Raw genomic sequence first — 26853 nt, forward strand, 5'->3', positions numbered from 1 at the left:
GTCCTTATTGGAAAAATTGAGAGGGATTTTCACGTAACATCACATCCACATCGGCCTGACTGAATCCTGACTGGCGCAATTGCGGAATAAAGGTGGTCAATAAATAGTCATAGCCATAACCACCATTGGCTTTTAAATGGGAGCGGCGCGTAATATCCATCGACAGCATGACGCGGTTCAGCAACCCACGGTCACGTAGCGCGTGGAGCATCGCAATGCGCTTTTCGTCCGGGTAGTAACTGTTCTTACCAATGGTGTCGAACTGCACGTACGCGCCGAGATCGATCATCTTCAAAATGTTGTCGAGATTGTCTTTCAGATCGCAGTGACCAACGGTGACGCGCGAAAGATCAACTCCGTGGGCTTGCAACAGAGCCAGTTGTTCCAGCCCCATGGTGCTGAACGAAGTATGCGTGGAGATCGGGCGTCCGGTCTGGTTATGCGCCAGCGCAGCGGCAATAAACACCTTCTCTTCCAGCGGCGTAATCTTCCCTTCGCTAGAGCCGATCTCCGCGATAATCCCGGCTTTCAGGTCGGTGCCATCGATACCCTGTTCAATTTCATCGACCATCTCCTGCGCCAGTTCCTGCACGCTGCGGGTCGCCACATGCTCCGGGAAAAAAGCGTCCTGGTAATAACCGGTGCAGGCCACCACGTTGATCCCCGTCTCGCGCATTACATCGAGCATAAATTGCGCATTGCGCCCCATGTAACGGTTGGTCATCTCAATCACATTACGCACGCCCCGGGTCATCAGGTCGTTCATCTCCTGGCAAATGAACGCATACTGATCAAGGCGGCAGTCCACGTTGTTTTTAAAGCCGGAGAGATCAATATGCAGATGCTCATGGGCCAGGGTGTAACCCGTCGGATCAATACTCATAGGGTGTCTCCTGCAAACCGGAGGGAGGAAAGAAAAGAGCGACCATTTTGTGGCGGTGGCGCACGGAAAAATTCACACACGGTAGCCCCCACATCAGAAAGCGTGGTGCGAACACCTAGCTGAGTAGCAGCCAGGCCTTGCTGATAAACCAGCACTGGCACCACTTCGCGGGTATGGTGGCTGTGACCAATGGTCGGATCGTTACCGTGATCCGCCATGACGATCAGGCAGTCATCTGGCTGCATCGCCTCAACAAGCCGGGCAAGGTTACGGTCAACGACCTGCAAACGTTCGGCATAACGTGCGACGTCTTCTGCATGACCAGCGAGGTCGGTTTCCTGGATATTGGTGCAAATAAACGCCGTCGGATGCGTGTTAAATTCGTCGAGGGTGATATCCATAATCCGCTGGCTATCCACCAGGTTTTGCCAGCTCACGCCATAAGGATTGCTGACGATATCTGCCACCTTACCCACCAGCACGGTTGGCACGCCCGCCTCATACAGTTTTTGCGGCACCTGCACTTTTTCATCAACACCATAGCCCATATGCACGACCTGGAAACCGTTGTCATAAGCGCCAGAACGCGGCGCATTGATACCAATAAAGCGCCCTTCTTTGCTTTCTGCGGCATCGAGAATGCGTTGACTGTCGGTTAACAGGCCACCAAATGTAATGACCCGACCGACCTGTACCTGCTCACGCACGATACGACCAATTTTGATTGCGTCGTCAAAAGAGATCACAGAGAGATTGGCGGTAATGTTATAGACCTGGCCTAAATCCGCCTCGAGATTATCGCCAATCGCAACCGCCTGATTGACCCACAGAAATTGCAGTTCATCGCCACGGCGCTCCACCTGCCAACCGGCGGATACTAATGCCTGCTCAACACGGTCAATCACATCGCAAAAAGGCATCCGCAGCGGCGGTAACGGGCGCGTGCCTAAAATTTCCTGATGCCCCATAAAGGTATCGCCACCTTCATGTTGCAGCTCTGCCACGCCCCAGGTTGCGGAATCTGACGGCTGCATATCGCCTGGCGCATAACCCAATGCGTTGATTAGCCCCAGCTTCTCCAGCGTTGGTAGCTGCAAATGCGGCAACTGGCTCAGGATGTGACCACAGGTATTCGCTCCCGCATCTTGCGGACGCACCAGCGTGACATCTTTCATTGCCCCTACGCCAAAGCTATCAATCACTAACACCACAAATCGCGCCATTACGCCCCCAGAGAGTTTCCAAGACTGTCATAACGACCAACGATTTTCGGTTCGCCACGGTGAATACCGGACACCAGCACCACATCGCTACGGGTGACAAAAATCTGCGTGCGGAAACAGAGCACCACTGCACTGCTCACCGGATACTCGCCTGCCAGCGGCAGGGTGTAGTCGATACTGCTGTCATCCACAGTTTTGAGATTGGTTTCAGTAATCTTTTGATTTTCTGGCGTAAACACCAGCGCATGTTGCGCATGACCACGACGGTAGTAACCGCCGCCGTAGCAGTAGCTGTCGCCACGGAAATGATGGGAGATTTCACTTAACCAGAGCATCGCGATACGTTCAGGCTGATCGCCCTGCTGGTTTGCCGGAATAGTGCCCGTCAGCGCATGACCGGGTTCGGCATGAGTCACACCGTATTCCGCCAGCAATGGCAGCGAAGTGCAGCTGGTCGCTGAAGGCGCGTTCAGTTGCTCAAGTGCAATACCAGATTTCGCCAGTTGATCCCGTGCCTGTATCAGCGTGTGAAGATTCGGTGTCGGCAAAACTTTTCCGGCAGCCTCATCCCAAAGCAGGCAAGGGAAATGGGTAAGTCCGGCTAAATGCAGCCCCGGCAGTTTCTTAATTTCAGCAACCACCTCGTGCAGCGAATGCTGTACAAAACCGCTCTCCTGCCCCGGATAAAGAAAATCATCGTCGCTATAAACTTTGAGCAGCACAAACTGCACACGTCCGGCCTTCACCGCTGCCGCAGAAACTTCCCGCGCTTTGTCGAGAGTAAACACGGTGATGACGTCGGTGCCCTGTTCAACGGCGTCAGCAACCTGATGACAAGGGATTTGTACCAGATGCCCCTGATGCGCCACCGACAAACCAGCGCGGCGCATGACTCGCGCCTCTTTGTAATCCACCGCCACAATGCCGCTGTAACCTAATGCCAGCAATTTTTCCGCCAGCCATGGGTTACGGCCAAACTGCTTGGTCATCAGATACAGTTCAATGCCGTAAAGCCGCGCCGTCTCAATCAGTCGCTTACCGTTTTCCAGTACCTGATCCACGTCGATCACCCAGCTGTCCGGGGCGATCTTGCCCTGCTGCCACAAACTTAGTGCGGCGGAAATCAGCGCCGGGTTCTGGCGTTTCAATGCTTCTACAAACATCTTGTTGCCTCGTTTCTGTTCCTTGAATTAAATATTCATTTTTTTGAATATTTAGGTTGTGCGACGTGGATTTGTCGGGAGCTTCAAACCTCTTCGTTAGCAGCCATCCATAATCCATAAAGGTTGGCCAGCAAATAGCCTTCTTCACACGGGTTAACTTCCAGTGCGAATTCCTTCAACAACACCTGATGCAATTGCACAACGGCTTGCCAGTGGCTGGATTGCGCCAGCTCTGCCAGCAATTCGTTATCCAGCGGCTCTATTTCTTCACCACGGCGACTGCGCATCAGTGCACTCGCCATATGTGTCATCGCCATCGTTCCTTGCTCACTGCGCACCGGCAGATGGCACTCTGTTTCCAGTACGTTGACGACCTGCATCATGCCTTTGCAGATGTCCTTATCAATAACGCCTGCCTCGCAAAGCAGGTTGAGTCTGGTTTCCATATCAGATGCCTTTCGTTTAATAACTCGGTTCCTGTTCCCCACTCACTACCCGTTGTTGATGGGCGAGCAGGGCGTGTTTATCTACAACGGCACGCAGCAGTTGTTGCATTGGGTAATCATCGACTCGCGTCAGGACCACGGCTTCGGTGGCCTGTAAAAATCGCGGATCGTCTGTGAGCGGCGTCGCCTCTAATCCCAGCATGGTCAGTTCGTTTTCCGCCACCACGTTCCAGATCACCGCATCGACATCGCCTTTAACAATGCGTTGTAAACTCTCGTGATAAGAGAGATCGACTCGTTCCACATCACTACCGCCAAAAAAAACATCGGTCATGATTTTCTGATCCGCCGAACGGTTATCCAGCCCCACGCGCTTCACGTTTGCGGACTCGCCTTTACGGCAAATCAACTGGTGCTCGCCAACGTAGGTGTGCGGCCCCAACTCCAGCGCGAGGCATAACCCTTTTTGCGTGAGATAACTTTCCGCCGCCAGTCGGGAAACCACCGCCATGTCATACACGCCGTTAAGTAAACACTCCACGCGAATATCCGCGCCGCGCATATGCGCATAGTAAAAAGGAATGCCATCAAACTGAGCTTTCAGCCCGCTCGCTAAACCTTCGTACAAGCGGGTATAGGGCAAAGGCATCGCACATACCACGTTGTTGATATCCACATGACTCAGCAATGCTTTGTTATCCATCTCGACCAGATAACTGCCATTGCGCCCACGGCGTTCAATCCGTATCGCTCCGCTTGATTCCAGCGTTTTCAACGCGGCCTGCGTCAGGCCAACCGATGAACGGCATTCAGTTGCCAGCTCATCTATGGTTTTCAACCTATTACCGCATTTTTCACCCAACAAATAACGGGCCAGCGTCGTGATAACGACGCCTTCTTTTTTGATAAACGTTCGACGCATAATATATTTTCAATAAAATGAATGTTTATATCTTCATTAAAATGAAGATAAGTGGCAACTGTGAGATGTGGAAACGGCGAGGCGCTTCACATTTTTTCGGATTATTGCAAATGAGGATAAAAAAACCGGGTTTCCCCGGTTTCAGAGTGATGACGAAGTGATTTATTCGACAATGCGAGCAAAGGGTAATTCCCACTGGCGCTTGCCTGCTCCCCTCACCCTAACCCTCTCCCCAAAGGGGCGAGGGGACCGTCCGAGCGTTTTGATATTACGGCTTCGCCACAAAACCAATCGCTTCGTACACCGCTTTCAGCGTACGGGAAGCGTGTACACTGGCTTTTTCTGCGCCATCTTTCATCACCTGTTGCAGGAAGGCTTCATCGTTGCGGAAACGGTGATAGCGTTCCTGCAATTCAGTCAGCATACCGGAAACGGCATCAGCCACTTCACCTTTCAGATGACCATACATCTTGCCTTCGAACTGTTTTTCCAGTTCCGGGATGCTCTGGCCCGTTACCGCAGAAAGGATATCCAACAGGTTGGAAACGCCCGCTTTGTTCTGCACATCGTAGCGAACTACCGGCGGCTCGTCGGAGTCAGTGACCGCGCGTTTGATTTTCTTCACTACCGATTTCGGATCTTCCAGCAGGCCGATAACGTTATTGCGGTTATCGTCAGACTTGGACATCTTCTTGGTCGGCTCCAGCAGCGACATTACGCGCGCGCCAGATTTCGGAATAAACGGCTCCGGCACCTTAAAGATCTCGCCATACAGCGCGTTGAAACGCTGGGCGATATCGCGACTCAGTTCCAGGTGCTGTTTCTGGTCTTCACCCACCGGTACCAGATTAGTTTGATACAGCAGGATGTCCGCAGCCATCAGCACCGGATAGTCAAACAGACCAGCGTTGATGTTCTCGGCATAACGCGCAGATTTATCTTTAAACTGGGTCATGCGGCTCAGTTCGCCGAAGTAGGTATAGCAGTTCAGTGCCCAGCCTAACTGCGCATGTTCTGGTACGTGGGACTGAACAAAAATGGTGCTTTTCTCAGGATCGATACCACAAGCCAGATACAAGGCCAGCGTATCCAGCGTCGCTTTACGCAGCTTCTGTGCATCCTGGCGCACGGTGATCGCGTGTTGGTCAACGATACAGTAAATGCAATGGTAGTCATCCTGCATGTTTACCCACTGACGCAGCGCACCCATGTAGTTACCAATGGTCAATTCACCTGAGGGCTGTGCGCCACTAAAAACGATGGGCTTAGTCATTTTTCGATTCCTGATTTTCGCTATGCGGAAGCCCTAATGCGGGCAGAAGGTCATTTATAGACTGATAAATTACATCAGGCTGGCTGAGATCGATAGCCTCGCCGTAGTTATATCCGTAGGTTAAGCCAACTGATGGGCAACCTGCCGCTTTTGCCGCCTGAATATCATTGCGTGAGTCGCCGACAAACAGCATCTCTTGTGGGGCAATTCCCATCCGCTCAGCCACCAGTAACAGCGGGTCCGGATGCGGTTTTTTGTTTTGCACATCATCGCCGCCGATAACCACGCTAAAGTATTTGGCAATATCTAAGGCTTCGAGCAGCGGCGCGACGAACGGCGTCGGTTTGTTGGTGACCAGGCCTAGCGGCAGGCCTTTAGCCTGCAACGCGCCCAACGTATCGGCAACGTGCGGGAACAAAAACGTCCCCTCTTCGGCAACCTCGCTATAGTAGCGATCGAACAGTTTACGCAGAATACGTACCTGTTCTTCTGCCGGAATGTCGTCATCAACGGACGGTTTACCCATTGTTTTACGCAGAGTCGCACGTTCCTGACGCGCCCAGGCCAATGCACGCTCCATCAGAACATCTGCGCCGTTACCAATCCAGGTAATAACGCGTTCTTCACCTGCGACGGGTAACTCCAACGCATACAGCGCCATATCTACCGCAGCAGCAAGACCGGGAGCACTGTCCACCAGCGTACCGTCGAGATCAAAAGCGACGCCGCGAATATCTTCAAACTTACTCATGACTTACCTTTGCCAGTTCACTGCGCATTTCATCAATGACTTTTTTATAGTCTGGCTGGTCGAAGATTGCCGAACCGGCGACGAACATATCCGCGCCCGCCGCAGCGATTTCGCCAATGTTGTTCACCTTCACGCCACCGTCCACTTCCAGACGAATGTCAAAGCCAGACTCGTCGATACGGCGACGTACTTCGCGCAGTTTATCCAGTGTTTGAGGAATGAAAGACTGACCGCCGAAACCAGGATTGACGGACATCAGCAGGATCACATCCAGCTTATCCATCACGTAATCCAGATAGCTCAGAGGTGTCGCCGGGTTAAATACCAGACCCGCTTTACAGCCATTTTCTTTAATCAGTTGCAGCGTGCGGTCAACATGCTCGGAGGCTTCTGGATGAAAGGTAATGATGCTGGCACCAGCGGCAGCGAAATCAGGCACAATGCGATCGACGGGTTTCACCATCAGATGTACGTCGATAGGGGCGGTAATGCCATAGTTACGCAAGGATTTCAGCACCATTGGCCCAATCGTCAGATTGGGAACATAGTGGTTATCCATGACGTCAAAATGCACGACATCAGCGCCAGCTGCCAGGGCTTTTGCGGTATCTTCACCCAGGCGGGCAAAATCAGCCGACAGAATTGAGGGGGCAATCAAATACTGTTTCATCCGCTTCTCCTTGAGAATTATTTTTTCGCGGGTGAAACGACTCCTGGTTTGTACAAAGCCAGCAGTTCGTCCACCTTTTTACGTGTGCCGCCGTTGCTGCTTATACTGCGTCGAACTTTGACGACATGCAATTTTGCGCGCTGATACCACTCACGCGTTAACATCGTATCGTGATTGGAGATCAGCACTGGAATATGGCGCTCAACCAGACCTTCGGCGATCTCCGCCAGATGCGCTTGTTGTTCAAGCGTAAAACTGTTTGTGTGATACGCCGTAAAGTTGGCGGTCGCAGACAGCGGTGCATAAGGCGGATCGCAATAGACGACGGATGCATCATCTGCGCGCGCCATGCTATCGGCGTAAGACTCACAATAGAAAAAGGCATTCTGCGCTTTTTCAGCGAAGTGATACAACTCTGCTTCCGGGAAATAGGGTTTTTTGTAGCGGCCAAACGGCACATTAAACTCACCGCGCAGATTGTAACGACACAGGCCGTTGTAACCGTAGCGGTTCAAATATAAAAACAGTACCGCCCGACGGAACGGATCCTGGCTTTTGTTGAACTCTTCGCGGAACTGATAGTAAACCTCGGCGCAATTTGTTTCGGGAACAAACAGCTCGCGTGCGGCCTGTACGTACTCATCAGTACGCATTTTCACAATGTTATAGAGACTGATCAGGTCGCTATTGATATCGGCAAGGATATAACGAGAAAAGTCGGTGTTGAGAAACACCGACCCGGCACCTACAAAAGGCTCAACCAGACATTCGCCCTTGGGCAAATGCCGTTTAATATCATCAAGCAGGGGATACTTGCCCCCTGCCCACTTCAAAAAAGCGCGATTTTTCTTCATGCTGACTAACTAATTACACCTTCTCCGGCTGTGGAGAAAGCTCCGACAGCATCCAGCGCTTCAGGCAACTCCCGCAACGATAACCCATTGCGGGAGATAACCTTGATTACTTCAGATCGGCCTGTACCTGACGCAGCGGTTTCGCCCACGGGTTTTTGGCCTGAACATCTGCTGGCAATGTAGATACCGCTTTTTTCGCCTCTTCTTTCGAAGCGTACACGCCAGAAACCAGGACATACCACGGCTGACCATTACGCGTCGTTTCATAGACAACGTAGTTTTTCAGATTCTCTTTCTTCGCCCAACCGTTCAGGTTGTCGTAGTTAGAGGAACTGCTCAGCTGCAGAGTGTAATGGCTGGACGGTGCCGATTTCAACGAACCAACATTACCTGCGGTCTTCCCTCCAGCGGCTGGTGTTGCCGTGGTTTGCGCCGGGGATGCCGTCTGTACTGGAGCCGTAGTCGCCGTCTCTTTTGGTGCTGGCGCAGAAGTCGCAGCCGGTGCCTTCGTGCTCGCCACAGGAGCAGCTGGTTCAGTACGCTTCGGCGTCTGTGCTACCGACTTCGGTTCCGTTTTCACGGTTGCTTGCGGTTTTTTCGGTTCAATCACCGCCTGCTGACGAGCTGGACGCGTAGTGGCCGGACGTTCAGCAGTTTGCGTTTTCGCCGTTTCACGGGATGCATTGCCATTGCGTACTGGCGCGACAGTTGCTGGTTCAGTCGGCAATGTAGAATTGACCGCCACATTGTTCAACTGTTGCTGATTTTGTGGCTGGGTCAGCGCATTGTTCAGGTCACCCTGCACTTCAACACGTTGTTGACCATCCGTTGCCGCCGGGGTTTGCCCTTGAGTCGGCGTAGAAGAGATCGGTGGCAGAGAAACATCCTGCTGAGTATTTTCCGCAGACGTGGTTCCCGGCGCTGGCTGCACCCCATTCGCCTGATCGGTCGCATTGCCTGCAAGATCAATACTCTTCTCGCCAGACGCGGTTTGATCGCTGGAAGAGGTCGAGGGGGCTTTTAGCGCAGAACCGATACCGATGATCAACAGCAGTAGAACCAGAATGCCGACGCCCATCATCATATACTGACGAGAAGCGGGTTTACTGGCTGCTTTTTTGCGCTTACGCGGACGACGCTCTACGCGCTCTTCATCCACGGTTTCATCTTCGGATTCGTCAATTTCTTCTTCGATTTCCGGTTCCTCATTGCGCTCTTTTTGCGCACGAGTCGGACGGCGATCGTCAGTGTCATCAAGTTCAATATCATCAAAATTGATCTGCGGTTCGCCACGTTCAGTACGCTCAGAACGTTCAGAAGATTGACGAGAACGACCAGTACGACGATCGCTGGGATCGGGTTTCAGCTCGTCTTCTGGTTTGAATTCATCCATTTAACACCCCACTAAAAGGTTAATGCTTACCACGTTGCAATTAACCTGAAGCTAATAGACCGCTTGATAAGCGGCCTGACCTTTCTTGTTGTTACGCTGATTGACAATCGGCAATGGCGTTAAGAACAAGCTCGTGCGAAACGCCGCTGCGAACTTCACTCTTACCAATTGCCAACGGAAGAATTAAGCGTATCTCTCCCGCAAGGACTTTCTTGTCACGCAGCATATGCGGTAAATACGCCTGCGCGGACATTTCGCGCGGCCCATTGACCGGTAACCCAGCCCGCTTGAGCAGGGTTATAATACGCTGCGTTTCGGCAGAACTAAACTGCCCGAGACGTTCCGACGTCCGCGCCGCCATCACCATACCCGCAGCGACCGCTTCACCATGTAACCAATTGCCATACCCCATTTCAGCTTCAATGGCATGACCAAAGGTGTGTCCCAGATTCAGTAAAGCACGTAACCCGGTTTCGCGCTCGTCGGCGGCGACAACTTCTGCCTTCAGTTCACAACAACGGCGAATACAGTACGCCATTGCCGGACCGTCCAGACGCAACAACGCATCCAGATTCTCTTCCAGCCAGTTAAAAAACGCACCGTCAAGAATAATGCCGTATTTGATGACTTCTGCCAGCCCCGACGCTAACTCACGCGGGGGAAGCGTTTTCAGACAGTCGAGATCCACCACCACTGAAGCAGGCTGGTAGAACGCGCCAATCATGTTTTTACCGAGGGGATGGTTGACCGCAGTTTTGCCGCCAACGGAGGAATCGACCTGCGACAGTAACGTCGTCGGGACTTGAATGAAACGAACACCGCGCTGATAACTCGCCGCCGCGAAGCCGGTCAGATCGCCCACTACGCCGCCGCCAAGCGCCACCAGCGTAGTATCGCGACCATGCGGTTTTTGTAACAACGCCGTAAAGACGGTATCGAGTACAGCCAGGCTTTTATACTGCTCGCCGTCAGGGAGGATAACGCTATCGACGTTAACACCCGCCTGTTCAAGTACGCCGCGGACCTTATCGAGATACAGAGGAGCCAGGGTTTCGTTGGTGACCAACATGACCTGCTCGCCCGATTTCAGCGGTAAGAATGAAGCTGGTTCATTAAACAAACCAGATGCGATGGTAATTGGGTAACTACGTTCCCCGAGAGTAACGACAATCCTCTCCATAACGCGACATCCACCTTAATTACTGTACCCGCAGACGAGTGTATATAAAGCCAGAATTAGTTGCTTTCCAGCATGTGAATAATCTGGTTAGCGACCACTTTAGCGCTTTGATCATCAGTACGAATGGTCACGTCGGCAATCTCTTCATACAGCGGATTGCGTTCATTGGCCAACGCTTCCAGAACTTCACGTGGCGGTGTTTCAACGTGCAGCAACGGGCGTTTTTTATCACGCTGCGTGCGTGCAAGTTGCTTTTCGATCGTCGTTTCAAGATAAACGACAACGCCACGAGCGGAAAGACGGTTACGCGTTTCACGGGATTTCACAGAGCCGCCGCCAGTAGCCAGCACAATACCCTGTTTCTCGGTCAACTCATTGATGACCTTTTCTTCGCGATCGCGGAAGCCTTCTTCGCCTTCTAAATCGAAAACCCAGCCCACATCAGCTCCGGTTCGTTTCTCAATCTCTTGATCGGAATCGTAAAATTCCATATTGAGTTGTTGAGCTAACTGGCGCCCAATAGTGCTTTTTCCGGCACCCATAGGCCCAACCAGAAAGATATTGCGTTTCTCTGCCATTTTTTCGGTACTACTAAGACTATTCGTTAATGATAAACCCGCTTCGCTCAGAGAGCGCCGCAGGACATGAACTGAAACCTCATAAGATATTGCGAGAGTCAGACTGAAAATTATCTCAATACTCCAGCGGGTTTGGCAACTGAATAAATCACCCATCCCTCTGCATATCTGGTCGCTGCAAGCGCGCTGCCTTGCTACCACCGCTCTGGCGATAAATCACCGGGTAAGATTAGCGTAAAAAAGACAGCAAAATGCCGCCTGAATGATAAATCATCATCATGGAACGCAGGCAGCGAAGAGCACCAACTCTCAAATCGGTACTCCTTGTATGCTAAATACCTGCGCGCGTCAAATAGATGAAACACGTTCAGCGTAAAAACATTACCGCTTTTACGGCTGTTTACTCACTGGAAACCAGTCGTGGCGTGATAAACACCACTAACTCGCGTCGTTCATCTTCTTTTCCGTCATGACGAAATAATTGCCCGAACCAGGGAATGTCGCCAAGCAACGGCACGCTATCCTGACCCGATTTATTTTTACGGGTAAAAATGCCGCCCAGCGCCAACGTTTCTCCGCTTTTGACCTCGACCTGCGTTTCGATCTCCTGCTTATCAATCGCCAGCACTTCGCCATCGGCCTGCTGTAGCACCTGCCCCGGAACGTTCTGGCTGATGTGTAATTTCAGCCGGATGCGACCTTTTTGTAACACCGTGGGCGTGACCTCCATCCCCAGGACGGCCTCTTTAAATTCCACCGACGTCGCGCCACTTTCCCCGCTGGAAACCTGATATGGAATTTCGCTCCCCTGTTTAATGCTGGCAGGCTGAAGATGTGAGGCCAGCAGACGCGGACTGGCGATAATATCCAGCTGCTGTTTTTGTTCGAGCGCGGAAAGCTCAAGATCCAGCAAACGTCCGTTGATGCGCCCAATGTTAAAACCGACATGCGTTGTCGCCGTCGCTACGGAGAGGTCGCTACCAAGCGTGGTGACTTGCCCAACGCCACCAGCGTGTTGCGCATCGGCCAGCGTCCATTTCACGCCTAACTCACGCAAACTTTTTTCATTAATGGTGACAATATGCGCCGACAGCTCAACCTGCCCGACCGGCAGATCCATTTGCGCTACCCACTGTTCAAGCGCGCTTAACGCCGTTTTGTTATCTCGCAGCAAAAGGCGATTGGTGCGTTTATCGACGGTCATACTCCCTTTGGCACTCAGTAGCTTCTCCCCAGCTTTCGCCAGTTCTCCCGCGTCGGCGTATTGCAGAGTAATATTGCGATTTTCCAGCGGCAGATTTGCCTGCGCCCGCGCCTGCTCCGCTTCCTGACGGGCGATATTGTCATTCTGCCAGGCAATGGAATGCACTGAGAGAATGTTGCCCTCCTGACGCGTTATCAGTCCGGCGCTTTTCACTACAGTTTGTAGTGCCTGCTTCCAGGGAACATCTGTTAGATGTAACGACACCGTACCGCTGACGTCTGGCGACACCACCAGGTTCAACTTCTCCTGTTCAGCCAGCGCCTGCAACACCTGAGCTACCGGAACGTCATCCACCATCAGCGTCACTTTTTGCGGCTTTGCCGCCTGTACGCTGGGTATCAGCATCAACAGTAGTGCGGCTATCCATTGCTTCATTTGTATCTCCTTGCCGTTGCCACAACCATTGTGGCGGTTCGCAGTTTGTCCCGGTACCCAGCGTTAGTACGTCTGGCGTCAGCTGTAAAATTGTCCAGCCGTTTTCCAGCACATCGTTTTGCTGCACCCGTCGCCATTTCTTTTGCCCGTCTTTTATTACACCGATGATGCGCTCGCCTCGCCCTACCATCCCCTGATAGCGCCACTGGCTAAGTTCGCTAATCCGGCATAGATCTTCCGGCGGTTTAAAAGGGTCACGCATACCGGTTAAAAGGCACAATGCAATACCTGCCAACAACCAGCGTTTAACCCTCATGCGGCGTCTCCAGTTGTAGCGTGAACAAAAGATCATCACCTTCCACGCTTAATGAAAAACGGCTCACGCTGACGTTGCGCTCTGCCAGCCGTGTAAATGCCGACGGCACTGCTTCCCACAGCGTTTTCAACGCCAACTCGCCTCCCTGCGCGGATGGATGCCAGAAAACCAGTTGTGCGCCGGGCAACTGAAAATCCAGTGGCGAAAAGGGCAGCGTTTTTTCTTCGCTGAAGGGAGTGGTGTCAACCAGGCGATACAGTGTGGCCCACTGCTGATGATGACTTACCCGTAGTCGAATTAATGCGTCGCGCTCTTCATGGTGTGTCGATGACAGAAAAATGAGCGTAACTAACATCAGCAACCAGACTGCCCAGCAAAGCTGGCGGAGACGGGGGGATGTGGCGAACCACCAGTCAAAGAACATGTTCATCGCTAACCTTCCTTGTTAACTGATACTCAAATTGCCAGCGTCCCTGCGCATCCTGCTGCGTGGCCCCCCGCTGATTGAGATGAAAAGATGCATCCTGGCGGAGTGACGTTTCTAGTGCGTTTAACGCGGTAATGCTTGTTGTAAGCCCCTTGATCTCCAGCGTTCCCTGCTGCCAGCTTATCGTTGTCAGCCAGGCGTGCTCGGGTAAAAGCGCCGCCAGTGCTTCCAGCGCAGATTGCCAGTCGCGGGTAAATTGTCGCTGGCGCTGCCTTTGCAAACGCTGCTCACGAATTTGTTGGCGCTCCAGCAAACGTGGTTTCGTTATCTGTAAGCTGCGGGCGAGTTGTTGTTCCCCCTGAAGCAAAACGGCGTCTACGCGAGCTTCGGCGCTGCTTGTCAGACGCAGTATTAGCGTTATCCCGACGGCCAGCAGCAGAGGCGCAACGAACATCAGCAACCAGAAACGAAGAAAAGCGGTCCGGCGTTGCTGTCGCCAGGGCAAAAAATTAATTGGCGGGTTCATCAGTACGCCTTCCCAAGCGCCAGCCCCAGCGCGATGGCAAAGTCTCCACCTGGCGGCGGTAACGGCGGCTGACGAACAGAAACGGCCTCCCAGGGATCAAATCCGCCTTCGCCACATATCGCGACGCTTTCGGGATCAACGGATAACGCTGCCGCCAGCTCCTTCGCGCTAGTCATCCCCACCGCCAGTTTGCGCCCCCAGCGATAGCGCGTCGCCCACAGCCACTGTTCGTTATCACGCCAGGCCAGACATTGCTGATGAGAAGGTAAAAAAGGCAGGAATCGCTGTAATGCACTGGCATCCGGGGTGATCGCACTAACATGAACACGCAACCTTTCTGCCAGAGTAAGCAGCGTTGCCAGCTCTTTGCTTTGCGCGGCAGTCACGTTATAGGCGGGACTGAGTGAGTCTTCGCTGTAATCGAAGCGCAGGGAGTCCGGATCCATATCCAGCTCGCGAGCCATCGTCCCGGACAGCCAGGCCGTTTGCTCCCGCTCACCGAGGGACATCGACGGGCGCGGAAATGACCGCTGTAATGTGCGACTGGCGGGAAACGCCAACATAATGTGATGACGCTGCGGCAGTTCGCGACTCCACGGTAACAACGTTTTAGCCAGCCGCTGCGCATCAACAATCCGCCCATCTTTGATAATGTCGTGCGCCAACGGCAACCGCCACCAGCGTTGCAAAAAGCATTCTTTTGCGCCCCGCACAATAGCAACCGCTACCGCTTCTTGCTGTTGTAAATGCAAACCAATTTGCCAGATCTTAAATGCCATTGTGATGATCTCCTTATCACCCGTCACTCTGACGGGTATATCAATGCGTCTGGCTTGCCTTTATACTACCGCGCGTTTGTTTATAAACTGCCCAAATGAAACTAAATGGGAAATTTCCAGTGAAGTTCGTAAAGTATTTTTTGATCCTTGCAGTCTGTTGCATTCTGCTGGGAGCAGGCTCGATTTATGGCCTATACCGCTACATCGAGCCACAACTGCCGGATGTGGCGACATTAAAAGATGTTCGCCTGCAAATTCCGATGCAGATTTACAGCGCCGATGGCGAGCTGATTGCTCAATACGGTGAGAAACGTCGTATTCCGGTTACGCTGGATCAAATCCCGCCGGAGATGGTGAAAGCCTTTATCGCGACGGAAGACAGCCGCTTCTACGAGCATCACGGCGTTGACCCGGTGGGGATCTTCCGTGCGGCAAGTGTGGCGCTGTTCTCCGGCCACGCGTCACAAGGGGCAAGTACCATTACCCAGCAGCTGGCGAGAAACTTCTTCCTCAGTCCAGAACGCACGCTGATGCGTAAGATTAAGGAAGTCTTCCTCGCGATTCGCATTGAACAGTTGCTGACGAAAGACGAAATCCTCGAGCTTTATCTGAACAAGATTTACCTCGGTTACCGCGCCTATGGTGTCGGTGCTGCGGCACAAGTCTATTACGGGAAAACGGTCGACCAACTGACGCTGAACGAAATGGCTGTGATAGCCGGGCTGCCGAAAGCGCCTTCCACTTTCAACCCGCTCTACTCGATGGATCGTGCCGTCGCGCGGCGTAACGTCGTGCTATCGCGGATGCTGGATGAAGGATATATCACCCAGCAACAGTTCGATCAGACACGCACTGAGGCGATTAACGCTAACTATCACGCGCCGGAGATTGCTTTTTCTGCGCCGTACCTGAGCGAAATGGTGCGCCAGGAGATGTATAACCGTTATGGCGAAAGTGCCTATGAAGACGGTTATCGCATTTACACCACCATCACCCGCAAAGTGCAGCAGGCCGCACAGCAGGCGGTACGTAATAACGTGCTGGACTACGACATGCGCCACGGCTATCGCGGCCCGGCAAATGTGCTGTGGAAAGTGGGCGAGTCGGCGTGGGATAACAACAAGATTACCGATACGCTGAAGGCGCTGCCGACCTATGGTCCGCTGCTGCCTGCCGCAGTCACCAGCGCCAATCCTCAGGAAGCGACGGCGATGCTGGCGGACGGGTCGACCGTCGCATTGAGTATGGAAGGCGTTCGCTGGGCGCGTCCTTACCGTTCGGATACTCAGCAGGGACCGACGCCGCGTAAAGTGACCGATGTTCTGCAAACGGGTCAGCAAATCTGGGTTCGTCAGGTTGGCGATGCATGGTGGCTGGCACAAGTGCCGGAAGTGAACTCGGCGCTGGTGTCGATCAATCCGCAAAACGGTGCCGTTATGGCGTTGGTCGGTGGCTTTGATTTCAATCAGAGCAAGTTTAACCGCGCCACCCAGGCACTGCGTCAGGTAGGTTCCAACATCAAACCGTTCCTCTACACCGCGGCGATGGATAAAGGTCTGACGCTGGCAAGTATGTTGAACGATGTGCCAATTTCTCGCTGGGATGCAGGTGCCGGTTCTGACTGGCAGCCGAAGAACTCACCACCGCAGTATGCCGGTCCAATTCGCTTACGTCAGGGGCTGGGTCAGTCGAAAAACGTGGTGATGGTACGCGCAATGCGGGCGATGGGCGTCGACTACGCTGCAGAATATCTGCAACGCTTCGGCTTCCCGGCGCAAAACATTGTCCACACCGAATCGCTGGCGCTGGGTTCAGCGTCCTTCACTCCAATGCAGGTGGCGCGCGGCTACGCGGTCATGGCGAACGGCGGCTTCCTGGTGGACCCGTGGTTTATCAGCAAAATTGAAAACGATCAGGGCGGCGTGATTTTCGAAGCGAAACCGAAAGTAGCCTGCCCGGAATGTGATATTCCGGTGATTTACGGTGATACGCAGAAATCGAACGTGCTGGAAAATAACGATGTTGAAGATGTCGCTATCTCCCGCGAGCAGCAGAATGTTTCTGTACCAATGCCGCAGCTGGAGCAGGCAAATCAGGCATTAGTGGCGAAGACTGGCGCGCAGGAGTACGCACCGCACGTCATCAACACTCCGCTGGCATTCCTGATTAAGAGTGCTTTGAACACCAATATCTTTGGTGAGCCAGGCTGGCAGGGTACTGGCTGGCGTGCAGGTCGTGATTTGCAGCGTCGCGATATCGGCGGGAAAACCGGTACCACTAACAGTTCGAAAGATGCGTGGTTCTCGGGTTACGGACCGGGCGTTGTGACCTCGGTCTGGATTGGCTTTGATGATCACCGTCGTAATCTCGGTCATACAACGGCTTCCGGAGCGATTAAAGATCAGATCTCAGGTTACGAAGGCGGTGCCAAGAGTGCCCAGCCTGCATGGGACGCTTATATGAAAGCCGTTCTTGAAGGTGTGCCGGAGCAGCCGCTGACGCCGCCGCCGGGTATTGTGACGGTGAATATCGATCGCAGCACCGGGCAGTTAGCTAATGGTGGCAACAGCCGCGAAGAGTATTTCATCGAAGGTACGCAGCCGACACAACAGGCGGTGCACGAGGTGGGAACGACCATTATCGATAATGGCGAGGCACAGGAATTGTTCTGATTAAAAAGGCGCTTCGGCGCCTTTTCAGTTTGCTGACAAAGTGCACTTGTTTATGCCGGATACGGGTGAACGCGTTATCCGGCTAACAAAATCGTGAAAACTCAATATATTGCAGGAACCCCATAAGCCTGATAAGCGTTGTGCATCAGGCAAACTTCACGCATTTACACTCGCCCCTGCCCTTTCAACCATTCGCGCACGAGGAACAGCGCGCTGACATTACGCGCTTCGTTGAAGTCAGGGTCTTCCAGCAAATCCATCATATGCGCCAGCGGCCAGCGTACCTGTGGTAGCGGCTCTGGCTCATCGCCTTCCAGCGATTCCGGGTAGAGATCTTGCGCTACCACGATATTCATTTTGCTGGAAAAGTAAGACGGTGCCATGCTGAGCTTCTTCAAAAAAGTCAGATCGTTCGCACCAAATCCAACCTCTTCTTTTAGCTCGCGGTTAGCGGCTTCGTAGACGCTTTCACCCGGATCAATTAATCCTTTCGAAAAACCTAATTCGTAGGATTCAGTTCCCACTGCATATTCGCGGATCAGGATCAGGTGATCGTCCACAATCGGCACAATCATCACTGCTTCCCGGTTGGTTGGACGCATTCGTTCATAAACACGCCGCACGCCATTGCTGAACTCCAGATCCACGCTCTCGACGGTAAACAGTCGGGAACGGGCTACAGTTTCAACATTCAGAATGGTGGGTTTTTGTAATGATTTGCTCATCGTGGGATCTATGCTGTGAAATCAGCGGTTATTGTGCGATATCGGACACGCTTTCGGCAATGTGAATTGCATGTTATTTACATTTATGTAACTTAATAAATAATCGTCCTCAAATCAAATTAAAAGTCAATAGGTTGAAATAACTCCAGGAATTTGCTGATATTCCGCCTTCAGAGGGTTTGCTATGATCAGCGGTTACTGTGATGTGCTTAATGATGCTCAAGTTAAACTCCACGCTTGCCGATAGCCAACCGCAGAATCATGTATTGTGTCCGGTGCGACTGACCACGCCTGACAGACTAAGTAAGATGGGGAAAGCATGAGCACCATTGTGATTTTTTTAGCTGCTTTGCTGGCCTGCTCACTACTTGCGGGATGGCTGATAAAAGTGCGATCCAGACGGCGTCAGCTGCCCTGGACCAACGCCTTCGCGGATGCGCAAACGCGTAAACTCACACCTGAAGAACGTAGCGCCGTTGAAAATTATCTTGAGAGCCTGACGCAGGTATTACAGGTGCCTGGCCCAACGGGAGCCAGCGCGGCACCGATCTCTCTGGCGCTGAATGCCGAAAGCAACAACGTCATGATGCTGACACACGCTATCACACGTTACGGCATCTCTACCGACGATCCGAATAAATGGCGTTACTACCTCGATTCGGTAGAAGTCCACCTGCCCCCCTTCTGGGAACAGTACATCAACGATGAGAATACCGTTGAACTGATTCATACCGATTCGCTGCCGTTGGTTATTTCACTCAACGGTCATACGCTGCAGGAGTACATGCAGGAAACGCGCGGCTATGCCTTGCAACCTGTTCCGTCCACGCAGGCGTCGATTCGCGGGGAAGAGAGTGAGCAAATCGAGCTACTCAATATTCGCAAAGAAACGCATGAAGAATATGCGCTGAGTCGTCCGCGCGGGCTGCGTGAAGCGTTGCTGATCGTCGCCTCCTTCCTGATGTTCTTTTTCTGCCTGATTACCCCGGATGTATTTGTTCCGTGGCTGGCAGGTGGCGCGTTACTGCTGCTGGGCGCAGGTCTGTGGGGGCTATTCGCCCCCCCGGCAAAATCCTCCCTGCGGGAAATTCATTGTCTGCGCGGTACACCCCGTCGTTGGGGATTGTTTGGCGAAAACGATCAGGAACAGATCAACAATATTTCACTCGGTATTATCGACCTGGTCTATCCCGCACACTGGCAGCCATACATTGCTCAGGATCTCGGTCAACAAACCGATATCGATATCTATCTCGACCGCCATGTAGTGCGTCAGGGACGATATCTTTCGCTGCATGATGAAGTAAAAAACTTTCCGTTACAGCACTGGCTGCGCAGTACGATTATCGCTGCGGGCTCGCTGCTGGTGCTGTTTATGCTGTTATTCTGGATCCCGCTGGATATGCCGCTGAAATTCACTCTCTCATGGATGAAAGGCGCGCAGACCATTGAAGCCACCAGCGTAAAACAACTGGCTGACGCTGGCGTGCGGGTAGGCGATACATTGCGTATTAGTGGTACGGGAATGTGTAATATTCGCACTTCCGGAACCTGGAGCGCGAAAACCAATTCACCTTTTTTACCGTTTGACTGCTCGCAGATCATCTGGAATGACGCCCGCTCATTACCATTACCAGAATCTGAGCTGGTCAACAAAGCGACGGCATTGACTGAAGCAGTTAATCGCCAGCTGCACCCTAAACCGGAAGATGAATCTCGCGTCAGTGCCTCATTACGTTCAGCGATTCAAAAATCCGGCATGGTATTGATTGATGATTTTGGCGACATTGTACTGAAGACAGCGGATTTATGTTCTGCCAAAGATGACTGTGTGCGACTGAAAAATGCGCTGGTCAATCTCGGCAACAGTAAAGACTGGGACGCGCTGGTAAAACGCGCCAACGCCGGGAAGCTCGATGGCGTGAATGTGTTATTACGCCCGGTGAGTGCGGAATCGCTGGATAACCTGGTGGCAACCTCCACCGCGCCGTTTATCACGCATGAAACGGCGCGAGCGGCACAATCACTAAACAGTCCGGCCCCCGGCGGATTCCTGATTGTCAGCGACGAAGGCAGCGATTTTGTTGATCAGCCCTGGCCTTCGGCATCACTTTACGACTACCCGCCGCAAGAACAGTGGAACGCTTTCCAGAAACTGGCACAAATGCTGATGCATACGCCGTTTAACGCCGAGGGTATCGTCACAAAAATCTTCACTGACGCCAATGGTACGCAGCATATAGGCCTTCATCCGATCCCGGATCGTTCCGGCCTGTGGCGCTATCTCAGCACCACTCTGCTGCTACTGACGATGCTGGGTAGCGCCATTTACAATGGCGTACAGGCCTGGCGTCGTTACCAGCGTCATCGCACTCGCATGATGGAGATTGAGGCCTATTATGAAAGCTGCCTGAACCCGCAACTGATCCCCCCTTCAGAAAGCCTTATCGAATAACACGTTTGCGCGGCAGGTTATGCTACCCTGTCGCGCAAATTGCTTCACTCTGGAGATTTCCCTCATGCATATCAACATTGCCTGGCAGGACGTAGATACCGTTCTGCTGGATATGGACGGCACGTTGCTCGACCTCGCCTTCGATAACTATTTCTGGCAAAAGCTGGTGCCTGAAACATGGGGCGCGAAAAACGGGGTTACGCCACAGGAAGCGATGGAATATATGCGCCAGCAATATCACGACGTACAGCATACGCTAAACTGGTACTGTCTTGATTACTGGAGTGAGCAACTGGGTCTGGATATCTGTGCGATGACCACCGAGATGGGACCGCGCGCCGTACTGCGTGAAGATACCATTCCGTTTCTTGAGGCACTGAAAGCCAGCGGTAAGCAGCGAATTTTGCTCACCAATGCTCATCCGCACAACCTGGCGGTAAAACTTGAGCATACGGGTCTGGACGCACACCTTGATTTATTACTTTCCACCCACACATTTGGTTATCCGAAAGAGGATCAGCGGTTATGGCATGCGGTGGCCGAAGCTACGGGTCTGAAAGCTGAAAGAACGCTGTTTATTGATGACAGCGAAGCGATTCTCGATGCTGCCGCGCAATTTGGTATTCGTTACTGCCTCGGCGTGACTAATCCTGATTCCGGGATTGCCGAGAAACAGTATCAACGCCATCCGTCACTGAATGACTACCGCCGCCTGATCCCCTCGCTAATGTGAAGGAGACGCCATGAAAGAAAAACCTGCTGTTGAGGTTCGACTGGATAAATGGCTATGGGCTGCCCGTTTTTATAAAACCCGCGCGCTGGCCCGTGAAATGATTGAAGGCGGTAAGGTGCATTACAACGGGCAGCGCAGCAAGCCGAGCAAAATCGTCGAGCTGAATGCCACGCTCACTCTGCGCCAGGGAAATGACGAACGCACGGTGATTGTAAAGGCGATTACTGAACAGCGTCGCCCCGCCAGCGAGGCAGCCTTGCTGTATGAAGAGACTGCGGAAAGTGTAGAGAAACGCGAAAAAATGGCGATGGCACGTAAACTTAATGCCTTAACCATGCCGCACCCGGACCGACGCCCGGACAAAAAAGAGCGCCGCGACCTGTTACGATTTAAACACGGCGACAGTGAATAACTGTCACCTGCAAGAGAGATGATTATGCCGCAACATGACCAATTACATCGCTATCTGTTTGAAAATTTTGCCGTTCGCGGCGAACTGGTAACCGTTTCGGAAACCCTGCAACAGATCCTTGAGAACCACGATTATCCGCAGCCCGTTAAAAACGTGCTGGCAGAACTGCTGGTTGCGACCAGCCTGTTAACCGCTACGCTGAAGTTTGATGGTGATATCACCGTACAGCTGCAAGGCGACGGTCCGATGAATCTGGCGGTTATTAACGGTAACAATAACCAGCAAATGCGCGGTGTGGCGCGCGTGCAGGGCGAAATTCCAGAAAATGCCGACCTGAAAACGCTGGTCGGCAATGGTTACGTGGTGATCACCATTACCCCGAGCGAAGGCGAACGCTATCAGGGCGTGGTTGGTCTGGAAGGTGATACCCTGGCGGCCTGCCTGGAAGATTACTTTATGCGTTCTGAACAGCTGCCGACGCGCCTGTTTATTCGCACCGGCGACGTAGACGGCAAACCGGCTGCAGGCGGTATGTTGTTGCAGGTAATGCCTGCGCAAAATGCCCAGCAGGACGACTTTGACCACCTGGCGACGCTAACCGAAACCATCAAAACCGAAGAACTGCTGACCTTACCGGCAAACGAAGTGTTGTGGCGTTTGTATCACGAAGAAGAGGTGACGGTTTACGATCCGCAGGATGTGGAGTTCAAATGCACCTGCTCGCGTGAACGTTGCGCCGATGCGCTGAAAACGCTGCCTGATGAAGAAGTTGATAGCATCCTGGCGGAAGATGGCGAAATTGACATGCATTGTGATTACTGCGGTAACCACTATCTGTTCAATGCGATGGATATTGCTGAAATCCGCAACAACGCGTCTCCGGCAGATCCGCAAGTTCATTAATGAGTATGTCCGGCAGAGAGGGCTCTGCCGGATTTTACGACGTAATGGCCTGATGTGCTGCGCTTACCAGGCCTGTGAAATAAATCGCAAATTATTGTTGGTCAGATACAGCGTCGTATCCGTTAAAAGAGTTGTCACTTACTTAAGTTTATTTCCAGCGTTTCACCATCTACCGTCAGATCGCGCCACGCTTTCGGCCTCGTCCCCAGTTTTCCATCCTTCGCAGCTGTGAGTAATTTTTCTTTCGTTATTTCGTTCGGAAGTAAACTCATATCAAGCGCGTCCCATTCTTTTCTGTCTGAGTCAAAGCCATAGACAATGACTCTGTCATCATTAAAAGCAAACAGGATCCGCTCCGCCTGACCATCACTATTCAGATCTTGCTCGACCAGGACGCAGGCGTCTTTTTCAATACAGGTCATCACGTTATAGCGATCCTGGATTAAGGCCGACCAGAATGTCGCATCCGGTTTAACAGAACCAGGGGCAATTAACACATTTTCGGCTAATACTTTTTCCGATACCTGTTCCTGAAGATGTTGCTCTCCATCTAACGCCATCAGCAGATCCCGCGCGCGTTTCGGGTCTTTCATAAACCCGGCATCGCTTTTCAGCGACTCAAGCGCCGCACGTCCATAGCGACCGCTCTGTTCGAGCATGTAGATAGTTACCTGGTCTGGCGTGTTTTTGCCGCTCTGATAACGCGCCATATGACTGTTCACGCTAATACGCATACTATCCAGCACCGGCGAATTAAGAAGCACCAGTATCACCAACACCAATAACGAAACCGCAAGGTTCACTTTGCCCTGAAGAACAAGGGGATTTTGCCCATTACGCCAGACGATACTGACAAAATACCCCAGCGACCACACCAGTAACACCAGCACCGCCAGCGCGCCCTGCAAGCGGTCGACAGTCCAGCCGTACTGAGCGACCCGCAGCCATAACGCCCAGGCGGCGACGAACACATACAGCGGAGCAACCAGCAAAGCGGTTTTAATCAGGCAACGCAACGGCCCCGTCCAGGGAAGTGACGCTTTTTGCGGATCGCGGACAATAGCCATTAAGATCAATTGCAAAAAGGCCAGCGTTAACAGCAACCCGGCGGCGGAGATGTGGCGAGAAATCGCGCTCAGGCCCGTAAACGGCAGAGTGATGATAAACATCAGGGTTAGCAATGATACTAACGGCAGCAACCCCGTGGCGATTAACGTGAACAACTTTTGAATAGAGTCGATTAAACGTGACTGTGTGCGCGCGAGAATCACCGCCAGTGCGGTAACCAGACCTAATGTAAGATACATAAACCAGTCGGTTGCAAAAAAGAGCGTATTGAAAAACTTGATGCCAACAAGTTTAAACAACTCACCCCACAGTAAAAGCACCACCCACGTCAGGCCATTGGCGAGAAAAATCACCAGTAATATAAGTACGTTATGCCATACTGACTTGTAAAAGTAGCTATAGCGGCTACTGCCATTGCGGATACGAAGGCTTTGTTGTATCCACGGTAGCAACAACATTGCCATCAACAGCAGATAGTAGCCAAAATCCCAAATCGCCTTTTCAGCTCTCCAGGGGTTCATGCCATCAGTTTGCCACTTCAGCCAACCGCTCATCCCTGTCGTGGCAATAAACACCAGCGCCAGCCATCCCCAAAGGCGCTTCTGTTTAAAAGAGATCACGGAGAAGAGTAAAACGGATGAAAACGCAACGGTCGCAGGCACGCCATAAACAATCCAACTGTGATTTTTTCCGGCAAGCCAGGCGATCAACAGGTAGCAAACCAGCCCCTGAAGTAATCCGGTAGCAATCATCCCCCAGCGTGTTGCCGGTGAAAGTTCAACGTTATCCATGTTGGTTATCCAGAATCAAAAGGTGGGTTAATTATCGCATCCGGGCAGTAGTATTTTGCTTTTTTCAGAAAATAATCAAAAAAAGTTAGCGTGGTGAATCGATACTTTACCGATTGAATTTGCATCAATTTCATTAAGGAATGCGATTCCACTCACAATATTCCCGCCATATAAACCAAGATTTAACCTTTTGAGAACATTTTCCACACCTAAAATGCTATTTCTGCGATAATAGCAACCGTTTCGTGACAGGAATCACGGAGTTTTTTGTCAAATATGAATTTCTCCAGATACGTAAATCTATGAGCCTTGTCGCGGTTAACACCCCCAAAAAGACTTTACTATTCAGGCAATACATATTGGCTAAGGAGCAGTGAAATGCGCGTTAACAATGGTTTGACCCCGCAAGAACTCGAGGCTTATGGTATCAGTGACGTACATGATATCGTTTACAACCCAAGCTACGACCTGCTGTATCAGGAAGAGCTCGATCCGAGCCTGACAGGTTATGAGCGCGGGGTGTTAACTAATCTGGGTGCCGTTGCCGTCGATACCGGGATCTTCACCGGTCGTTCACCAAAAGATAAGTATATCGTCCGTGACGATACCACTCGCGATACTTTCTGGTGGGCAGACAAAGGCAAAGGTAAGAACGACAACAAACCTCTCTCTCCGGAAACCTGGCAGCATCTGAAAGGCCTGGTGACCAGGCAGCTTTCCGGCAAACGTCTGTTCGTTGTCGACGCTTTCTGTGGTGCGAACCCGGATACTCGTCTTTCCGTCCGTTTCATCACCGAAGTGGCCTGGCAGGCGCATTTTGTCAAAAACATGTTTATTCGCCCGAGCGATGAAGAGCTGGCAGGTTTCAAACCAGACTTTATCGTTATGAACGGCGCGAAGTGCACTAACCCGCAGTGGAAAGAACAGGGTCTGAACTCCGAAAACTTCGTGGCGTTTAACCTGACCGAGCGCATGCAGCTGATTGGCGGCACCTGGTACGGCGGCGAAATGAAGAAAGGGATGTTCTCGATGATGAACTACCTGCTGCCGCTGAAAGGTATCGCTTCTATGCACTGCTCCGCCAACGTTGGTGAGAAAGGCGATGTTGCGGTGTTCTTCGGCCTTTCCGGCACCGGTAAAACCACCCTTTCCACCGACCCGAAACGTCGCCTGATTGGTGATGACGAGCACGGCTGGGACGATGACGGCGTGTTTAACTTCGAAGGCGGCTGCTACGCAAAAACTATCAAGCTGTCGAAAGAAGCGGAACCTGAAATCTACAACGCTATCCGTCGCGATGCGCTGCTGGAAAACGTCACCGTGCGTGAAGATGGCACTATCGACTTTGATGATGGTTCAAAAACCGAGAACACCCGCGTTTCTTATCCGATCTATCACATCGATAACATTGTTAAGCCGGTTTCCAAAGCGGGCCACGCGACTAAGGTTATCTTCCTGACTGCTGATGCTTTCGGCGTGTTGCCGCCGGTTTCTCGCCTGACTGCCGATCAAACCCAGTATCACTTCCTCTCTGGCTTCACCGCCAAACTGGCCGGTACTGAGCGTGGCATCACCGAACCGACGCCAACCTTCTCCGCTTGCTTCGGCGCGGCGTTCCTGTCGCTGCACCCGACTCAGTACGCAGAAGTGCTGGTGAAACGTATGCAGGCGGCGGGCGCGCAGGCTTATCTGGTTAACACTGGCTGGAACGGCACTGGCAAACGTATCTCGATTAAAGATACCCGCGCCATTATCGACGCCATCCTCAACGGTTCGCTGGATAATGCAGAAACCTTCACTCTGCCGATGTTTAACCTGGCGATCCCAACCGAACTGCCGGGCGTAGACACGAAGATTCTCGATCCGCGTAACACCTACGCTTCTCCGGAACAGTGGCAGGAAAAAGCCGAAACCCTGGCGAAACTGTTTATCGACAACTTCGATAAATACACCGACACCCCTGCGGGTGCCGCGCTGGTAGCGGCTGGTCCGAAACTGTAATGATTTGAAGCTGGAGAATATCTATCCAGTATCTTATAGAAAGCAAAACGGGAGACACCTTCGCCTCCCG

25 protein-coding genes are annotated in these 26853 nt (G+C 52.3%); 6 read left to right on the forward strand and 19 right to left on the reverse strand.

All coding sequences use genetic code 11. The features are described 5' to 3' along the window. Window positions 1-4: 4 nt before the first annotated feature. The 17 genes from ACJHW7_RS09785 to hofM form a co-directional block, all read right to left on the reverse strand. Entirely contained in the window at window positions 5-883 is an 879-nt protein-coding gene (locus ACJHW7_RS09785; protein ID WP_000020844.1) for a phosphotriesterase-related protein, read from the reverse strand. Continuing rightward, a complete protein-coding gene (locus ACJHW7_RS09790; RefSeq protein ID WP_021557262.1) occupies window positions 880-2106 on the reverse strand; it encodes a phosphopentomutase in 1227 nt (408 codons plus the stop codon). The genes ACJHW7_RS09785 and ACJHW7_RS09790 overlap by 4 nt, the downstream gene beginning before the upstream one ends. Beyond that, window positions 2106-3269, reverse strand: a complete 1164-nt coding sequence (locus ACJHW7_RS09795) for a YhfX family PLP-dependent enzyme (RefSeq protein ID WP_000497372.1) — start codon at window positions 3267-3269, stop codon at window positions 2106-2108. The genes ACJHW7_RS09790 and ACJHW7_RS09795 overlap by 1 nt, the downstream gene beginning before the upstream one ends. Before the next feature lie 83 nt (window positions 3270-3352). Further along, window positions 3353-3715, reverse strand: a complete 363-nt coding sequence (locus ACJHW7_RS09800) for a PRD domain protein (RefSeq protein ID WP_001295165.1) — start codon at window positions 3713-3715, stop codon at window positions 3353-3355. Between the two features lie 16 nt (window positions 3716-3731). After that, window positions 3732-4637 (reverse strand): GntR family transcriptional regulator YhfZ, encoded by a 906-nt coding sequence (gene yhfZ / locus ACJHW7_RS09805; RefSeq protein ID WP_001254820.1) that lies wholly within the window; start codon window positions 4635-4637, stop codon window positions 3732-3734. A 268-nt stretch (window positions 4638-4905) separates the two neighbouring features. Beyond that, window positions 4906-5910, reverse strand: coding sequence for a tryptophan--tRNA ligase (gene trpS / locus ACJHW7_RS09810; RefSeq protein WP_000165553.1), 1005 nt, complete (start codon window positions 5908-5910; stop codon window positions 4906-4908). Continuing rightward, on the reverse strand, window positions 5903-6661 hold the full coding sequence (gene gph / locus ACJHW7_RS09815; protein WP_021557263.1) for a phosphoglycolate phosphatase: 759 nt from the start codon (window positions 6659-6661) through the stop codon (window positions 5903-5905). The genes trpS and gph overlap by 8 nt, the downstream gene beginning before the upstream one ends. Next, entirely contained in the window at window positions 6654-7331 is a 678-nt protein-coding gene (gene rpe / locus ACJHW7_RS09820) for a ribulose-phosphate 3-epimerase (protein WP_000816280.1), read from the reverse strand. The genes gph and rpe overlap by 8 nt, the downstream gene beginning before the upstream one ends. A gap of 17 nt (window positions 7332-7348) precedes the next feature. Beyond that, a complete protein-coding gene (dam, locus tag ACJHW7_RS09825; protein WP_000742143.1) occupies window positions 7349-8185 on the reverse strand; it encodes an adenine-specific DNA-methyltransferase in 837 nt (278 codons plus the stop codon). A 106-nt stretch (window positions 8186-8291) separates the two neighbouring features. After that, window positions 8292-9578 (reverse strand): cell division protein DamX, encoded by a 1287-nt coding sequence (gene damX / locus ACJHW7_RS09830; RefSeq protein ID WP_000343203.1) that lies wholly within the window; start codon window positions 9576-9578, stop codon window positions 8292-8294. Between the two features lie 91 nt (window positions 9579-9669). Next, complete coding sequence (aroB, locus tag ACJHW7_RS09835) at window positions 9670-10758, reverse strand: 3-dehydroquinate synthase (RefSeq protein ID WP_000439846.1); 1089 nt, start codon at window positions 10756-10758, stop codon at window positions 9670-9672. 56 nt (window positions 10759-10814) lie between these two features. Next, window positions 10815-11336 carry a shikimate kinase AroK gene (gene aroK / locus ACJHW7_RS09840; RefSeq protein ID WP_000818618.1) on the reverse strand — a complete coding sequence of 174 codons (522 nt, stop codon included), beginning with the start codon at window positions 11334-11336 and terminating at the stop codon, window positions 10815-10817. Between the two features lie 400 nt (window positions 11337-11736). Next, window positions 11737-12975, reverse strand: coding sequence for a DNA uptake porin HofQ (hofQ, locus tag ACJHW7_RS09845; RefSeq protein ID WP_000816017.1), 1239 nt, complete (start codon window positions 12973-12975; stop codon window positions 11737-11739). Continuing rightward, window positions 12887-13291, reverse strand: coding sequence for a DNA utilization protein HofP (gene hofP, locus ACJHW7_RS09850; protein ID WP_001264140.1), 405 nt, complete (start codon window positions 13289-13291; stop codon window positions 12887-12889). The genes hofQ and hofP overlap by 89 nt, the downstream gene beginning before the upstream one ends. Then, entirely contained in the window at window positions 13281-13721 is a 441-nt protein-coding gene (hofO, locus tag ACJHW7_RS09855) for a DNA utilization protein HofO (protein ID WP_001055764.1), read from the reverse strand. The genes hofP and hofO overlap by 11 nt, the downstream gene beginning before the upstream one ends. Beyond that, on the reverse strand, window positions 13705-14244 hold the full coding sequence (hofN, locus tag ACJHW7_RS09860; protein WP_001069342.1) for a DNA utilization protein HofN: 540 nt from the start codon (window positions 14242-14244) through the stop codon (window positions 13705-13707). Before hofN ends, hofO begins: the two co-directional genes overlap by 17 nt. Further along, on the reverse strand, window positions 14244-15023 hold the full coding sequence (hofM, locus tag ACJHW7_RS09865; protein ID WP_001308095.1) for a DNA utilization protein HofM: 780 nt from the start codon (window positions 15021-15023) through the stop codon (window positions 14244-14246). Before hofM ends, hofN begins: the two co-directional genes overlap by 1 nt. A 119-nt stretch (window positions 15024-15142) precedes the next feature. Between hofM and mrcA the strand changes: the two genes are divergently transcribed. Then, window positions 15143-17695, forward strand: coding sequence for a peptidoglycan glycosyltransferase/peptidoglycan DD-transpeptidase MrcA (mrcA, locus tag ACJHW7_RS09870; protein WP_001626096.1), 2553 nt, complete (start codon window positions 15143-15145; stop codon window positions 17693-17695). A 164-nt stretch (window positions 17696-17859) separates the two neighbouring features. Here mrcA and nudE read toward each other — a convergent pair whose 3' ends face one another. Next, complete coding sequence (gene nudE / locus ACJHW7_RS09875; RefSeq protein ID WP_000045744.1) at window positions 17860-18420, reverse strand: ADP compounds hydrolase NudE; 561 nt, start codon at window positions 18418-18420, stop codon at window positions 17860-17862. Window positions 18421-18739: 319 nt separating this feature from the next. Between nudE and igaA the strand changes: the two genes are divergently transcribed. From igaA to hslO, 4 genes are all read left to right on the forward strand, one after another. Further along, window positions 18740-20875, forward strand: a complete 2136-nt coding sequence (gene igaA, locus ACJHW7_RS09880; RefSeq protein ID WP_040235024.1) for an intracellular growth attenuator protein IgaA — start codon at window positions 18740-18742, stop codon at window positions 20873-20875. A gap of 64 nt (window positions 20876-20939) precedes the next feature. Next, window positions 20940-21608, forward strand: a complete 669-nt coding sequence (gene yrfG / locus ACJHW7_RS09885; RefSeq protein ID WP_001295168.1) for a GMP/IMP nucleotidase — start codon at window positions 20940-20942, stop codon at window positions 21606-21608. Window positions 21609-21618: 10 nt separating this feature from the next. Further along, entirely contained in the window at window positions 21619-22020 is a 402-nt protein-coding gene (hslR, locus tag ACJHW7_RS09890) for a ribosome-associated heat shock protein Hsp15 (RefSeq protein WP_000660485.1), read from the forward strand. Between the two features lie 24 nt (window positions 22021-22044). Further along, on the forward strand, window positions 22045-22923 hold the full coding sequence (gene hslO / locus ACJHW7_RS09895; protein WP_001135574.1) for an Hsp33 family molecular chaperone HslO: 879 nt from the start codon (window positions 22045-22047) through the stop codon (window positions 22921-22923). Between the two features lie 134 nt (window positions 22924-23057). On the opposite strand, the gene ACJHW7_RS09900 is transcribed toward hslO, so the two are convergent. Beyond that, a complete protein-coding gene (locus ACJHW7_RS09900) occupies window positions 23058-24782 on the reverse strand; it encodes a DUF4153 domain-containing protein (RefSeq protein ID WP_040235026.1) in 1725 nt (574 codons plus the stop codon). A 378-nt stretch (window positions 24783-25160) separates the two neighbouring features. Between ACJHW7_RS09900 and pckA the strand changes: the two genes are divergently transcribed. Next, window positions 25161-26783 carry a phosphoenolpyruvate carboxykinase (ATP) gene (pckA, locus tag ACJHW7_RS09905; RefSeq protein ID WP_001265681.1) on the forward strand — a complete coding sequence of 541 codons (1623 nt, stop codon included), beginning with the start codon at window positions 25161-25163 and terminating at the stop codon, window positions 26781-26783. Window positions 26784-26853 lie beyond the last annotated feature (70 nt).

This window comes from Escherichia sp. WS1152 (assembly GCF_046487665.1).
Taxonomy (GTDB): domain Bacteria; phylum Pseudomonadota; class Gammaproteobacteria; order Enterobacterales; family Enterobacteriaceae; genus Escherichia; species Escherichia coli.